This is a genomic window from Eggerthella sp. BIOML-A1 (assembly GCF_009875595.1).
In the GTDB taxonomy this organism is placed as follows: Bacteria; Actinomycetota; Coriobacteriia; order Coriobacteriales; family Eggerthellaceae; genus Eggerthella; species Eggerthella lenta.
On sequence record NZ_WWRZ01000002.1, the window covers coordinates 285611 to 300821 of the forward strand.

The window sequence follows — 15211 nt, forward strand, 5'->3', positions numbered from 1 at the left end:
AAATAAGAACGATCTTGCTTCGTGTCCGACGCCGTCGGTACGACCTCGCCGCTCGAGTTAGGACGGATTCCGTTCGCATACGAGAAACCAGCTGCTCCCGGTTCCGCGGGCATGCTCGCATCCGACGCATGCCTCGCCGGGACATAGCTCCCCGGAGCGAAACGTTTCGTCGAACAGGTCGGCGGGCAGCAGTCGTTCATCGGGTTCGGCACCTTCGATGCACGACGCGATCAAAGCGGACAGCTGGCGCATTCCCCGTGCGGTGGGGTGGGTGCCGTCGACGGCCTCGTAGTCTATGCCGAATGCCTCGAGGTCGGCCACGTTGCAGCCGTGCTCTCGCGCAGCAGCGCGAATGGCGTCGTTGTAGCTCTTGAACGGTGCGCCGCGCAGGTTCCATGCGAACGTGGGGCTCGGGCATCCGGCCACGCGTCCGGGGCAGAGCGTGCAGCACCATACCTCGGCTTGCGGGTAGGCTGCGCGCATCCGCTCCAGCAGCAGCCCGTAGGCGGCGCGGAAGCGGTCGATCGCGCCGGGCGCGGCGGCTGCCGGGGCGTGCGGTTCGATGGCGTCAAGATCGAGCGCGACGGGCACGGCGTTGCCGCGGCCGGCGGCTTGCGCCGTCGCGCCGCCCCAGCCGTAATCGTTGATGCCCATGAGCACGATGACGACATCGGGCTGCACGCCGTCTTCGGCCAGTGCGTCGATGCGTTCTTGGCTGTTTCCGGCAGGGAAGCCGGCGCCTTCCACGAGGCTTCCGGAGAACGAGCTGTTCGCCAGCAGCCGTCCGCCGAGGCGTTCGATAACTTGGGACCACCAGGTGTCGGCGCTCGACGTCACGCTGGTCTGCTCGCAGCGTTCGCCCTGGTAGTACACGGCGAATCCGTCGGGGTTGCATCCATCGAACGTGCTGATGGAATCGCCGAGAATGGAAAAGGATCTCATAGGGCCTCTTTCTCAAAAGCAAGGGCCCGCTCCTTGCGGAGCGAGCCCTGGGGGTTGCCTTGCTCTACGGGTTCACAGCGCGCGCTTACGCCTTCACGCTCGCACCGAGGAACACGAGGCCCGTCGTGGCGATGGGCTCGAAGCCGGTGATCTGCGTCTCCTGGTAGCCCGTGGCCAGCTCGCGGTGGAACAGCGGGTACAGCGGAACTTCCTCGGCCAGAAGGTCGAAGCACTTGTTCCACAGCTCCTGCTGCTCGTTGCCGGTGGCCTCGCGAGCCTGCTGCATGAGGGTCTGCAGCTCGTCGAACTTGCCGTCGCCGGCCTTCTTCCAGCAGCTGCGGCCCTGGGTCCACACGTTGTCGCCGTACCACCAGGACATCAGCAGGTCGGGGTCGTTGCCGAAGCAGGTCGGGTCGCCCGGGGTCAGCATGACGTCGTAGGGCAGCACGTCGGCCGACTCGGCCAGAGACGCCCAGTCGATCTTCGTCTCGTTGATGGTGCAGTTCACGCCGATGGCATCGAGGTCGTTCTTGATGCCGGCGGCCAGGTTCTTCACCCAGTTGTTGTTCGTCATCAGCTCGAAGCTCAGGTCGGTGACGCCGGCCTCGGAAAGCAAGCTCTTGGCCTTCTCGGGGTCGTAGGTGTACACCGTGGAAGCCTTGTGGTAGTTCTCGTGGCTCTCGGGCAGGAAGCTCGTCACCTTCGCGGCATGGCCGGCCATGGCGTTGGAGATCAGCTTGTCCACGTCCACGGCATAGTAGAACGCCTGGCGGACGCGCTTATCGTCGAACGGCTTCTTGAGCGTGTTGAACATGAAGAACGGCTGGTTGAAGCCCTGGATGTAGTCGACGGACGCGCCGGCGGCCATGAGCTGTTCGGCGTTGGCGTCGGGCACGTTCTCCATGACCTGGACCGTGGCCTCCTGCAGCGCGGTGGTGCGGGAGGTGTCGTCGAGCAGGATGTCCCAGTGCATCTTGTCGGCCGTAGCGGCGTACTTGCCGTTGTAGTTCGTGTTCGGCACGAACTCGATGGAGCCGCCGTCGTCGCCGTTGATGGTGTCGTACACCCACGGGCCGGAACCGATCGGCTTCGTCTTCAGATCATCCTCGGTCAGCGAGGCGGGGAACACCTTGACCACGCTCAGACGGCCCTTCAGCAGGCTGTCGAAGGGGTACTTCAGCGTGAAGGAGACGGTCTTGTCGTCCTTCGCAGACACCGTGTCGATGAATTCGAGGAAGGCGCCGTAGGTGGCGTCGGCCATGTTCTTCTCGAACGCGTTCACCACGTCGGCGGTGGTGACGTCCGTGCCGTCGGAGAACTTGGCACCGTCGCGCAGGGCAACCTCGTACTCGGTGTCGGAGACCTTCGTGGGCTCGCCGGCGGCAAGCGCGTTATAGGTCTTGTAGGTGTGCAGATCGAGGTCGTACAGGCCCTCGAACACATGCCACGTGGCGGCCAGCATCAGCGCGGAGCTGTTGCCGATCGGGTTGACGTTCGTGCTCGTGTAGGCCATGGCGCCGGTCAGCGTGCCGCCCTGGGCCGCTGCGCCGGCGTCGGTGCCGGCATCGGTCGACGGGGTGTCCGTCGTTTCGCCGCCGCCACCGCAGCCGGCCAGAGTCAGGCCTGCTGCAGCCGCCGCGACGGCGCTGCCCGCCAAGAACGTGCGGCGAGACAAAGTTGCTTTCAAAGGCTGTTCCATTGGTTTCCCTCCATTTCGGTATCGGGGCAGGAGGCCCCGAACGTACGTGCGTGCTTGCGCACGCGCACAACAGCAGTGCCCATTATCCGGGAAAACCCCCAGAAAATAAAGAACTTGTAAGATCAATGTTCTTATATTTGTTCAAATACGAGAATAATTCACCAGGGGAAATACGTGGTATCATGCGCCGCATGATACGAAAGAGCGATAAAAGTAACAGTTGGCTAACGGCGTTCCTCAGCCGCGAAAACCGACCGTTTCCCGCACTGGTTGTCCGTCTCTCGCGTCCAGCGTTGCCCGCGCCCGCCAAGTTGCTGGCGCCGCCCGCTTCGAACGAGGCCGTGCGCAAGTCCATGAAGGGTAACAAGCGCAGCAACACGAAGCCCGAGCTTCTGGTGCGCGAGCGCCTGCGCGCGGCTGGCCTGACGGGGTATCGGCTGCAGTGGAAGGTGCCGGGGCACCCGGACGTAGCGTGGCCGGGCAAGAAGGTGGCGCTGTTCGTCAACGGGTGCTTCTGGCACAGGTGCCCGCACTGCAAGCCCAGCATGCCGAAGAGCAACGTGGAGTACTGGGTGGTGAAGTTCGAGCGTAACGTCGAGCGCGACGAGCGCAGCCGCGCCGCGTTGGAGGAGCTAGGCTGGACCGTCCACGTGATCTGGGAATGCCAGCTCAAGAAGAAGACGATCGACGACACGTTCGCCGCGCTGCTCCCCGCTCTCGCCGAGGAGCTAGGAAAAGAACTCAAGGGCATCTAGCGAGAAGGCTGGCGCACGGTGGTCTGGCGCTCGAACGGTCCTGCTCGCGCAAACAGCTCGCTGGGTCGTTCGGCTCGTGCGGAACCGCGCCCAGACCGCCGCGCGCAAGCCTTCCGCCGCCTACCGACGGGGGCGACCGCGGCGTGCCGCCCATCGTATTCGTCGCGCCGCAACGCGATTTCGGGCTGGTATCATGAATGCCGTGTATTCTGTCAGGCGAAGCAAGCTGAGCAAGAGCAGAAGGTCGGGGCCCCGATGCGCCTTTGTCGGGTGAGCATCCCCTTCGAAGGAGAGGAATATGACGAGAGAATTCAAATCTATGGACGGCAACAACGCCGCCGCGTACGTCTCCTATGCGTTTACCGAGGTGGCGGGCATTTACCCGATCACTCCGTCGAGCCCCATGGCCGACCTGGTGGACCAGTGGTCCGCTGCCGGCAAGAAGAACATCTTCGGCACCACGGTGAAGGTGTGCGAGATGCAGTCCGAGGGCGGCGCCGCCGGCGCGGTGCACGGCTCGCTGGCCGCAGGCGCGCTGACCACCACCTACACGGCTTCCCAGGGTCTGCTCCTCATGATCCCCAACATGTACAAGATGGCCGCCGAGCAGCTGCCGTGCGTGTTCCACGTGAGCGCGCGCACGCTGGCCACCCAGGCGCTGTCCATCTTCGGCGACCACTCCGACGTCATGGCGTGCCGCCAGACGGGCTTCGCCATGCTGGCCGAGACCAACGTCCAGGAGGTCATGGACCTGTCGGCCGTGGCGCACCTGTCCGCCATCAAGGGCCGCATCCCCTTCATCAATTTCTTCGACGGATTCCGCACCTCCCACGAAGTGCAGAAGATCGCCGTGTGGGACTACGAGGACCTCGCCGACATGTGCGACATGGAGGCCGTGAGCGAATTCCGCGAGCATGCGCTGAACCCCGAGCGTCCGGCCATGCGCGGCAGCCATGAGAACGGCGACATCTTCTTCCAGCATCGCGAGGCGTGCAACGGCGTGTACGATGCGCTGCCCGCCATCGTCGAGGACTACATGCACCAGGTGAACGCCAAGCTGGGTACGAACTACGAGCTGTTCAACTACTACGGCGCGCCCGACGCCGACCGCGTGATCGTGGCCATGGGCTCGTTCTGCGACGTGGTCGAGGAGGTCGTGGACTATCTGAACGCCCAGGGCCAGAAGGTGGGCCTCGTGAAGGTGCGCCTGTATCGCCCGTTCGTGAGCGAGAAGTTCATGGCCGCGCTGCCCGCGACGGTGCAGAAGATCGCGGTCATGGACCGCACGAAGGAGCCGGGTGCGCTCGGCGAGCCCTTGTATATGGACGTCATCAACGCGCTCGCGCACGAGGGCCGCGCCGATCTCACGGTGGTAGGCGGCCGCTACGGCCTGGCGTCGAAGGACACCCCGCCGTCTTCGGTGTTCGCCATCTACCAGGAGCTGGAGAAGGACGCGCCGGCGCGCGAGTTCACCGTGGGCATCGTCGACGACGTGACGAACCTGTCGCTTCCCGAGGATCCGAACAGCCCGAACACCGCGGCCGAGGGCACCATCGAGTGCAAGTTCTGGGGCCTCGGTGGCGACGGCACGGTGGGCGCGAACAAGAACTCCATCAAGATCATCGGCGACCACACCGACAAGTACGTGCAGGCATACTTCCAATACGACTCGAAGAAGACCGGCGGCGTGACCATCAGCCACCTGCGCTTCGGCGACTCGCCTATCCGCAGCACCTACTATGTGAACAAGGCCGACTTCGTGGCTTGCCACAACCCCTCCTACGTCACCAAGGGCTTCCGCATGGTGAACGACGTGAAGCCGGGCGGTGCGTTCATGATCAACTGCCAGTGGACGCCCGAGGAGCTTGAGCACCACCTGAACGCCGAGGCGAAGCGCTACATCGCCAACAACGACATCAAGCTGTACACCATCAACGCCATCGACCTCGCCGCCGAGATCGGCATGGGCAAGCGTACGAACACCATCCTGCAGTCGGCGTTCTTCACGCTGGCCAACGTAATCCCGCAGGACGAGGCGCTGCAGTACATGAAGGACGCCGCCACGAAGTCCTATATGAAGAAGGGTCAGGACGTCGTCGACATGAACCATCGCGCCATCGATGCGGGCGCCACGGCGTTCGTGCAGGTGGAGGTGCCTGCAAGCTGGGCGAACGCTGTGGACGAGAACGAGGCTCCGACGCTCGAGGGTCGTGCCGAAGTGGTGAAGATGGTGCGCGAGATCATGGAGCCGGTCGGCCGTATGGACGGCGACCGTCTGCCGGTGTCGGCGTTCGTCGACCACGCCGACGGCCAGTTCGAGCAGGGCGCGGCCGCCTACGAGAAGCGCGGCGTGGCTGTGAGCGTGCCCGCGTGGGATGCCGCCACGTGCATCCAGTGCAACCAGTGCGCTTTCGCGTGCCCGCATGCCACCATCCGCCCGTTCGCCCTCACCGAGGAAGAGGCTGCTGCGGCTCCTGCCGCTACCGTCATGGTGCCCGCGAAGGGCAAGGCCGCTGCCGGCCTGCAGTACACGCTGGCCATCTCGCCGCTCGACTGCATGGGCTGCGGCGTGTGCGTGAACGTGTGCCCGTCCGACTCGCTGGCAATGGTGTCCACGGAAAGCCAGCTGGCGCAGCAGGACGTGTTCGACTACTGCGTGGACAACGTGTCCGACAAGCCCGCGCTCGAGGATGCCACGGTCAAGGGCAGCCAGTTCAAGCAGCCGCTGCTGGAGTTCTCCGGCGCCTGCGCCGGTTGCGCCGAGACGGCGTACGCCAAGCTGGTCACCCAGCTGTTCGGCGATCGCATGTACGTCGCGAACGCCACGGGTTGCTCGTCCATCTGGGGCGGTCCGGCCGCTACGTCGCCGTATACGGTGAACGCCGAGGGTCGCGGGCCTGCGTGGTCGAACTCCCTGTTCGAGGACAATGCCGAGCACGGCCTGGGCATGTTGCTGGGTCACGAGGCGGTGCGTGACCGCCTGGTCGGCAAGTTGGAAGCCATGGCAGCTAACGACAAGACGCCGGCTGAGACCAAGGATCTTATCGCGGCGTACCTCGACACCATGGCCGATGGCGAGGCGAACGCCAAGGCCGTCGAGGCGCTCGTTCCCGCGCTCGAGGCTGCTGCCGAGAACGGTTGCCCGGAGGCGCCCGAGATCCTGCAGAACAAAGAGTACCTGAACAAGAAGTCCGTCTGGATCTTCGGCGGCGACGGCTGGGCCTACGACATCGGTTACGGCGGCCTCGACCACGTGCTGGCATCCGGCGAGGACGTGAACGTGTTCGTGTTCGACACCGAGGTGTACTCCAACACCGGCGGTCAGGCTTCGAAGGCAACCAACATCGGCCAGGTCGCCCAGTTCGCGGCCGCGGGCAAGGACGTCAAGAAGAAGAGCCTCACCGAGATCGCGATGGCGTACGGCTACGTGTACGTGGCGCAGGTTGCCATGGGCGCCAAGCCGGCCCAGACCATCAAGGCCATCGCCGAGGCCGAGGCCTATCCCGGACCGTCGCTGATCATCGGCTACTCGCCGTGCGAGATGCACTCCATCAAGGGCGGCATGGCGAACTGCCAGGACGAGATGAAGAAGGCCGTCGATTGCGGCTACTGGAACCTGTTCCGCTTCAACCCGGCCGCCGAGCCCGGCAAGAAGTTCACGCTGGACTCCAAGGAGCCCGCAGGCGGCTACCAGGAGTTCCTCATGAACGAAGCGCGTTATAGCCGTCTGACCCGCGAGTTCCCTGAGCGCGCCAGCGAGCTGTTCGAGCGCAACGAGAAGGCGGCCATGGACCGCTACGAGCACCTGCTCAAGCTCAAGGACGTCTACGCCGAAGCGTAAGCCGTTTTCAAGGAACACGATGAACGAAAGCCCCCGACGCGAACGAGCGTCGGGGGCTTTTTGCGTCCGAGAGTTGTTCTTCGTTGATGTTGTACGAAAATGGTTGTACAATTGAGCACACGAAAGGAGTCGGCATGGACGATTCTATGGTTACGGCACGCATGCTGGATGAAAAGAAGCGCAAAGGCGCTCGCATCCTTGCGCGAGAGGGTCTCAGCGCTTCTCAAGCGATCAACCTCATGTACGACAAAATGATCGAGGAGGGGGAGGCGGGTTTCCTTCGAGCCGATTCGAGCCGTATCGGCGATGAGGCGAAGTGGGCCGCTGCTTCTCGTTTCGTCGATTCTCTATCCTCGAAGCGTGCTTCTCGTTTCGACGACATGACCAAAGCAGAGGTGAGGGTGGAGCGCCTTCGTTCGAGGGGCATGATGTGATATGGCTCGCATGAAGCTCTTGCTGGACACTAATGTCGTTATCGATTTTCTGCATGAGCGCGAGCCTTATTACGATAAGGTTCGCTTGCTCATGACGGCGGGCCGTGTGGGGGAATTCAGTCTCTGGATCACCTCGTCGCAGGTGACCGATCTTATCTACATCCTATCGGAGGGCGGGAAGCGCTCGCTGTTGTCGCATGTGCTTGAGCAGCTGCGAGGGATGCGGACGTTCGTGAACGTGCATGCCGTCAGCGATCGGGAGGTCGATCGGATGCTGGCAGCCTCGTGGAAGGATCCGGAAGATTCGCTTATCTTTGAATCGGCATTGGAGATGCGCGCCGATGCCATCGTCACGCGCAATCAGAAAGATTTCGAGTCGTCGGTGATCAAAGTGGTGGACTGCGACGAATTCTTCGTCTGGATGCGCAAGGACTTCGGATTGGACTACGAAGAGGTGGTCATCTAGCGAGATGCGTGATCGGACGCATATGAGTGAAACGTGGTCGGTTTCCCCTTCGGGGTGAAGCCAATTGCGATTCGTGCCCAGTGCGTCTATCCGCACCGCGATGCGCAGAGCTTCGGGCCGTCATGCGAACGGGCGGGTTTCAGCCGCCCATTGCGCAAGACGGGCGGGTGCTCATGCGCTACCATGGGGGCACCCGATTTCAGAAGGAGCCGACGCACGCCATGGATGAAGCACGCGAGCCCACCCCTCATGCCCTGACGCGATTCTCCGACGAGGTGCGCGGCTGGTTCCTCGATGCCTTTCCCGGACCCACGCCGTTGCAGGAGCGTGCCTGGGACGTTATCGAGGGCGGCGAGAACGCGCTGGTCATCGCACCCACCGGCTCGGGCAAGACGCTCGCGGCGTTCCTGTTCGCCATCGACGAGCTTATGCGCGAGAAGGCGGCGACGGCGGATTTGCCGAAGAAGGAGCGTCCCGGCAAGGGCGTGCGCGTGCTGTACATCTCGCCGCTGAAGGCGCTCGGGGCGGACGTGGAGCGCAACTTGCAGGCGCCGCTCGCCGGCATCGCGGCTCGCATGGCGGCCGCAGGCGGCGCGATGCCCGAAGTGCGCACGGGCATGCGCACGGGCGACACCACGCCCGATCAGCGCCGTAGCCTGCAGCGCAACCCGCCCGACATCCTCATCACCACGCCCGAGTCGCTGTACCTCATGCTCACGTCGCAGGCGCGCGAGACGCTGCGCACCGTGGAAACCGTCATCGTCGACGAAGTGCACGCGTTGGCGGGAAGCAAGCGCGGCGCGCACCTGGCTTTGAGCCTCGAGCGCCTCGACGACCTGCTGGACGAGCCGGCGCAGCGCATCGGGCTGTCGGCCACCGTGCGTCCGCGCGACGAGATCGCGCGCTTCCTGGGCGGGCCTCATCCCGTGCGCGTCGTCGCCTCCGAGGGGCGGCCCGACATGGACGTGCGCGTGCGCGTGCCCGTGCGCGACATGACCGCCGTGCCGACGTTCGGGGGAAGCGATCTGACGGGGGGCGGCGCGGGAAAGCGCGGGGGAGGGCCGCGCCGTGCGCCTGCGGAGGAAGCGTGGAAGTCCGATCGCGCCCTGCACGCCGCCATGGCGAAGTCCTCGCTCCCGGCGAGCACGACGAGTCCCGACAGCCGTCTCGGCTCGTCTTCCATCTGGCCCTACATCGAAGCCTCCATCCTCGACGAGGTGCTGGCGCACCGCACCACCATCGTGTTCGTCAACTCGCGCGGCCTGTGCGAGAAGCTCACGGCGCGGCTGAACGACCTGTACGCGAAGCGGATGGGCATCGCGCGCGGCGTCGATATGGACGCGCCAGCCGCGCCCATCCGCTCGGATCTCGGCTCCACGACGGAGTTGTCCACGGGCGCGCCCGCCATCATCGCGAAGGCGCATCACGGATCGGTGTCGAAGGAGAAGCGCCTGCAGGTGGAGCGCGAGCTGAAAGCGGGCGAGCTGCCGTGCGTGGTGGCCACCTCGTCGCTGGAGCTGGGCATCGACATGGGATCCATCGACCTCGTGCTGCAGGTGGCGGCCCCGCCGTCGGTGGCCAGCGCCCTGCAGCGCATCGGGCGCGCGAACCACCAGGTGGGCGGCCGCTCGACGGGGTCCATCTTCCCGCGCACCCGCACCGAGATCATCGACGCGGCCGTGGCGGCCGAAGGCATGTACGAGGGCCGCATCGAGCAGACGGCGCTCGTGGAGAACGCGCTCGACGTGCTGGCGCAGCAGACGGTGGCCGCCGTTGCCATGGACGAGCTCGCGGCGGACGACTGGTACAACACCGTGCGCCGCGCGGCGCCCTACGCCGAGCTGCCGCGCCGTGCGTTCGATGCGGTGCTGGACATGCTGGCGGGCCGGTTCGCCACGTCCGACCTGGCAGAATTCTCGCCGCGCATCGTATGGGATCGCGAGAACGGCCGGTTGAAGGCGCGTCCCGGCTCGCAGCGCCAGGCCGTCATGTCGGCGGGCACCATCCCCGACCGCGGCATGTTCTCGGTGGTGCTTCCCGAAGGTGGGGGCAACGAGGGCCGGCGGCGCGTGGGCGAGCTCGACGAGGAGATGGTGTACGAATCGCGCGTGGGCGACATCATCACGCTCGGCACCAGCTCATGGCGCATACATGAGATCACGCGCGACCGCGTGATCGTGGAGCCTGCGCCCGGGAGATCCGCCCGGCTGCCGTTCTGGCATGGCGAAGGGGCAGGGCGGCCCGCCGAGACGGGGCGCATGCGCGGCGCGTTCCTGCGCGCGATCGCCGGCGGCATCGAAGGAAACGACGCGGAGACGGACGACGGCGCCTTCGGCGTCGCCGTCGCCGTGCGCGAGCGCTTGGCCGCGGACGGCCTCGACGACGATGCGCAGCGCAACCTCGTGGAGCTCGTCCGCGCGCAGCGCGCGGCTACGGGGACGATCCCCGACGACAAGACGCTCGTGGTGGAACGCTGCGAGGACGAGCAGGGCGACTGGCGCGTGCTGCTGCATTCGCCGTACGGCCGCCGCGTGCACGAGCCCTGGGCGATGGCGGTGTCCGACCGCATCATGGCGATCTACGGCTACGATGCGCAGGCTATGGCGGCCGACGACGGCATCGTCCTGCGCATCCCCATGACCGAGGCACGCCTCCCCGGCGTCGAGCTGTTCGCGTTCGACCCCGACGAGCTCGACCGCATCGTGCGCGATCGCGTGGGCTCCACGTCGCTGTTCTCGGCGCGGTTCCGCGAATGCGCCGCGCGCGCCCTGCTGATGTCGCCCATCGCGCCGGGCAAGCGCGCCCCGCTGTGGCAGCAGCGCCTCAAGGCCGGCCAGCTGCTGGAAGCTGCGCGGCGCGAGCGCGAGTTCCCCATCCTGGTGGAAACGGCGCGCGAGTGCTTGCAGGACGTGTACGACATGAGGGCGCTGCACGAGCTGATGGAGCAGGTGCAGGCGGGATCGGTGCGCTTGGTGGAGGCGCAGACGTCGGTGCCGTCGCCGTTCGCGGCGCCGCTTCTGTTCGGGTACGTGGGCGAGCACCTCTACGCGGGCGATCTGCCGCACGCCGAGCAGCGCGCGTCGCTGCTGTCGCTCGACCCCACGCTGTTGGGCGAGCTGCTGGGCTCGACCGACTTGGGCGACGTTCTGGACGCGGACGTGATCGCCGGCGTGGAGGCCGGCTTGCAGCGTCTTGCTCCCGATCGGCGCATGCGCGGCATCGAGGGCGCGGCCGACTTGCTGCGCGTGCTGGGGCCGCTGTCCGTCGAGGAGGCGGCGCGGCGGCTCGAGCCGACGCTTGACGCCGAGGCGGGGGGCGCGACTGCGGACGAAGAGGATGCGCGCGCGGCGCTCGAGGAGCTTTATGCGGCGCATCGCGCGTTCCCGGTCGCCATCGGCGGCGTCGAGCTCTGGGCGGCGACGGACGATGCCCAGCGCCTCCGCGACGGGCTGGGATCGACGATCCCGCCATGGGCGAGTGCGGGGGTGGACGCGAGGCTCCAAGAGGGGGAGGGCGCGCTCCATCCCCTGGACGAACTGCTCGCACGCTACGCGCGCACGCACGGCCCCTTCTCCGTCGAGGCCGCGGCGGCGCGCTTCGGCATCGGGGTCGCCGTCGCCCGGGACGGCCTCGCCCGCCTCGCCTCGGCAGGGCGCCTCATGCAGGGCCGCTTCGGGGAAGACGGGGACGGGCGGGCGCGCGCCTGGGTCGAGACGGGTGTGTTCCGGCGTCTGCGCTCGCTGTCGTTGGCGGAAGCGCGCCGCGCCGTGCAGGCGGTGAGCCCGAGCGCGTTCGCACGCTTCCTGATCGACCTGCAAGGAGCAGGGCCGCTGGGCGAGGAGCGATTCGAGGGCATCGACGGACTCGCCCAGGTGATCGCCCAGTTCGAAGGCGTGTTCCTGCCGGCTTCGGCCTGGGAGGCGCACGTGTTCCCCAGCCGCGTGCGCGACTATCGTCCCGGCATGCTCGACGAGCTGCTGGCTTCGGGCGACGTGGTGTGGGCGGGCGCTCGCCGCGAAGGCGACGAGGGCGATGGACGTGAGCGAGCGTTGCGACCTGGCAGCTCCCGCGAGCGCGAAGCCGCAGGCCTCGTCGCGTTCTATCCCACCGATTCGCCGTTCGCGCCCGTACGGCCCGATCTGGCCGATGCGCCGTCCGACGGGCCGAAGCTGGAAGGCTCGGCGGCGCCGTCAGTCGAGGCGGCCGTGGTGGAGGCGCTCGGGTTCGGGGGCGGCTTATTCTTCCGCCAGATCGTCGATGCGGTGCGCCGACGGCTTGCGCCCGAGTTCGTCGACGAGGCGGTCGTAGCCTCCACCATGCGCGAGCTCATGTGGGACGGGCGCGCGACGAACGACACGTACGCGCCGGTGCGCGCCTCGCTCGAAGGCGCGGGCGCTGCTGCGGGCAAGCCGCGCAGCGCGCCGCGTCGACGCGTGAGCAGCCGCCGGTCCGCCATGCGCACCGTCGATTCTCCGACGATGCGGGGCATAGCGTCCGCGCAGGCCGCGGTGGGCGCGGCTCTGACGGGGCGGTGGTCGCTCATCATGCCGTCGCCGGAGAACGACACGGTGCGCGCCATCGCGCTGGTGGAATCGATCCTCGATCGCTACGGCGTGCTGTCTCGCGACGTGGTGCAGCTGTCGGGCGTGCCCGGTGGGCTGGGCGCGTTGCTTCCCGTGCTGCGGCAGATGGAGGACGTGGGGGATGTGCTGCGCGGCGCGTTCGTGCAGGGCCTCGGCCCCGCGCAGTTCGCCGCGCGCGAGACCATCGACGTGCTGCGCACCTACGAGGCGGGCGACGGCGAGGCCGATCCACGCGAGCCCGTCGTGCTCGCCGCCGACGATCCCGCGTGCCTGTACGGCGCCGGCCTGCCTTGGCCGCCGGTCGCGCGCGCCGATGCCGAGGGCGCCGAAGAGCATGAAGCCCGTCCGACGCGTCGCGCGGGCAGCCTCGTCGTCGTGCTGGGCGGCGTGCCGGCGCTCTACGCTGCGGCGGGGTTGCGCTCGCTGCTGTCGTTCACGGACGACGGCGACGCGCTCGCCCGGGCGGCGCGGGCCCTCGTGGCGCACGAGAAGCGCTCCCTCAGGCGCGCGGGAGCCGAAGGCGCCCGCAAGAAGGTGGTCGTGGAAACGCTCAACGGCCGATCGATCCTGGATTCCCCGCTTGCCGAAGTCCTGCAAGATGCGGGGTTGGTGCGCCTTCCCGACGGCATGCGCCTCTACGTCTCGCCGTTCTGACGGTTCCGACGGCTCCGGCGGCCTACGGACTGCGCCAACCTGTGCGCCTTACATGCCCCGAACAAGAAAAGGAGCCGCCCGAGGGCGGCTCCTTCCGAACGATCGCAAGCCGGGCGTGCAGTCTAGCCCAGCAGCTTCTCCACGTAGGCCAGCTTCACGCAGACGGTGAACACGTCCATAGCCTCGTCCAACTCCTCCAGCGGCGGCAGGGTGGGGGCGATGCGGATATTGCTGTCGTTCGGATCCTGCTTGTACGGGTACGTGGCGCCTGCGCCCGTCATCGTGACGCCTGCTTCCTTCGCCAGGGTCACGACGCGCTTGGCACAGCCTTGCGGTGCGTCGAACGACACGAAGTAGCCGCCGCGCGGGTTCGACCACGAGCAGCCGCCCACCTCGTCGAGTCCCTCCTGCAGCTTGGCGTTCACCAGCTCGAACTTCGGGCGCAGGATGGCGGCGTGCTTGGCCATGTGCGCCGCCAGGCCTTCGGCGTCGCGCAGGAAGCGCACGTGGCGCAGCTGGTTCAGCTTGTCGTGGCCGATGGTCTGCACGCCCACGCGTTTCTTGATCTCGGCGATGTTGGCCGGGCTCGCCGCCAAGGCGGAGATGCCCGCGCCGGGGAACGTCACCTTCGAGGTGGAGGCGAACTTGAAGCAGCGGTCCTCGGTTCCCGCTTCGCGACAGGCGGCGGCGATGTCGAGCAGCTGATCCTGCTCGGCCGCGTCGTCGAACAGATGGTGCACGCAGTACGCGTTGTCCCAGAAGATGCGGAAGTCGTCGGCGGCGCACTCCATGGCGGCCAGGCGGCGCACCGTCTCGTCGGAATACGTCGTGCCGCCGGGGTTCGAGTACTTCGGCACGCACCAGATGCCCTTCACGGAGGCGTCGGAGGCGGCGATGCGCTCGACCTCGTCCATGTCGGGCCCTTCGTCGGTCATCGGCACGGGGATCATCTCGATGCCGAACTCCTCGGTCACGCCGAAGTGGCGGTCGTAGCCGGGAGCGGGGCAGATCCACTTCACCGTGTCCAGCTTGCCCCACGGCTCAGAGCCCAGCGTGCCGAACATCCAGCAGCGCGCCACGGTGTCGTACATGATGTTGAGGCTGGCGTTGCCGAACACGATGACGTTGTCCGGCTCGTCGTCCAGCATGCAGGCCATGAACTCCTTGGCCTCGGGAAGGCCGAATCCCACGCCGTAGTTGCGGCAGTCGGTGCCGTCGGCGGCCACGCAGTCCTCCATCGTGGTCACGGTTTCCAGCAGCGGCATGCTGAGGTCGAGCTGCGCCTTGGCGGGCTTGCCGCGCGCCATGTTCAGCGCCAGACCGCGCGCCTTGATCTCGCCGTACTCGCGCTCCAGCTCCTCCTTGAGCGCTGCCAGCTGAACGTTATCCATCTCCGCGTACGTGGGCATCGTGCTTCCTTCCATTGTGAGTCGTGCGTACGATCCCCAGTATAAGGTTAAGGGGAAAGGCCGTCGATAGCGTTTTCGCCGAACGACGGTCCGGTGTCCCGCGTGCAACGGCTCCGCCGCCCTCCGCTGCGCCGGAAGCTCCGCGCGCTACGATGCGGGCATCCGACGAAAGGAGGCCCTCATGCCCATACCCGACCCGCGCGCCAACGAGAAGAAGGAAACCTACATCTCGCGCTGCATGGAGCACATCACCCGCTACGAGAAGGACAAGTTCCCCGATCAAGACCAGCGCGCCGCCATCTGCTACTCCACTTGGGATCGCTGGCAGAAGGACCACGGCCACCCCGAGAAAGCCGAAAAGTAGGCTTCGTTCCAAGTCCCTTCATCCTGCATGAGGCGGGGCGGCGGGGGCGATGACCTGCCTCCGC

The 15211-nt window shown here is 66.7% G+C and carries 9 protein-coding genes; 6 read left to right on the top strand and 3 right to left on the bottom strand.

The window, feature by feature from the left end; all coding sequences use genetic code 11:
- Window positions 1–57: 57 nt before the first annotated feature.
- A complete protein-coding gene (locus GT590_RS03055) occupies window positions 58–942 on the bottom strand; it encodes an SGNH/GDSL hydrolase family protein (protein WP_009607781.1) in 885 nt (294 codons plus the stop codon).
- An 85-nt stretch (window positions 943–1027) separates the two neighbouring features.
- Entirely contained in the window at window positions 1028–2641 is a 1614-nt protein-coding gene (locus GT590_RS03060) for an ABC transporter substrate-binding protein (protein ID WP_009607829.1), read from the bottom strand.
- Window positions 2642–2982: 341 nt separating this feature from the next.
- Here GT590_RS03060 and GT590_RS03065 point away from each other — a divergent pair, with 341 nt between their 5' ends.
- The 5 genes from GT590_RS03065 to GT590_RS03085 all read left to right on the top strand — a co-directional run bounded on the left by GT590_RS03065 (window position 2983) and on the right by GT590_RS03085 (window position 13374).
- Window positions 2983–3396 carry a very short patch repair endonuclease gene (locus GT590_RS03065; RefSeq protein ID WP_233671044.1) on the top strand — a complete coding sequence of 138 codons (414 nt, stop codon included), beginning with the start codon at window positions 2983–2985 and terminating at the stop codon, window positions 3394–3396.
- A gap of 298 nt (window positions 3397–3694) precedes the next feature.
- On the top strand, window positions 3695–7237 hold the full coding sequence (nifJ, locus tag GT590_RS03070; RefSeq protein ID WP_009306321.1) for a pyruvate:ferredoxin (flavodoxin) oxidoreductase: 3543 nt from the start codon (window positions 3695–3697) through the stop codon (window positions 7235–7237).
- An 86-nt stretch (window positions 7238–7323) separates the two neighbouring features.
- Window positions 7324–7671, top strand: coding sequence for a type II toxin-antitoxin system RelB/DinJ family antitoxin (locus GT590_RS03075; protein ID WP_238989767.1), 348 nt, complete (start codon window positions 7324–7326; stop codon window positions 7669–7671).
- A gap of 1 nt (window position 7672) precedes the next feature.
- Window positions 7673–8137: a PIN domain-containing protein gene (locus GT590_RS03080; RefSeq protein ID WP_114513388.1), complete on the top strand. Its 465-nt coding sequence runs from the start codon at window positions 7673–7675 to the stop codon at window positions 8135–8137.
- Between the two features lie 221 nt (window positions 8138–8358).
- The gene (locus GT590_RS03085; RefSeq protein WP_161170888.1) at window positions 8359–13374 is read left to right on the top strand and encodes a DEAD/DEAH box helicase; all 5016 of its coding nucleotides are present in this window, start codon (window positions 8359–8361) and stop codon (window positions 13372–13374) included.
- A gap of 122 nt (window positions 13375–13496) precedes the next feature.
- On the opposite strand, the gene GT590_RS03090 is transcribed toward GT590_RS03085, so the two are convergent.
- A complete protein-coding gene (locus GT590_RS03090; protein ID WP_009306310.1) occupies window positions 13497–14783 on the bottom strand; it encodes an aminotransferase in 1287 nt (428 codons plus the stop codon).
- 181 nt (window positions 14784–14964) lie between these two features.
- On the opposite strand from GT590_RS03090, the gene GT590_RS03095 reads away from it, so the two are divergent.
- Window positions 14965–15147: a hypothetical protein gene (locus GT590_RS03095; protein WP_009306308.1), complete on the top strand. Its 183-nt coding sequence runs from the start codon at window positions 14965–14967 to the stop codon at window positions 15145–15147.
- Window positions 15148–15211 lie beyond the last annotated feature (64 nt).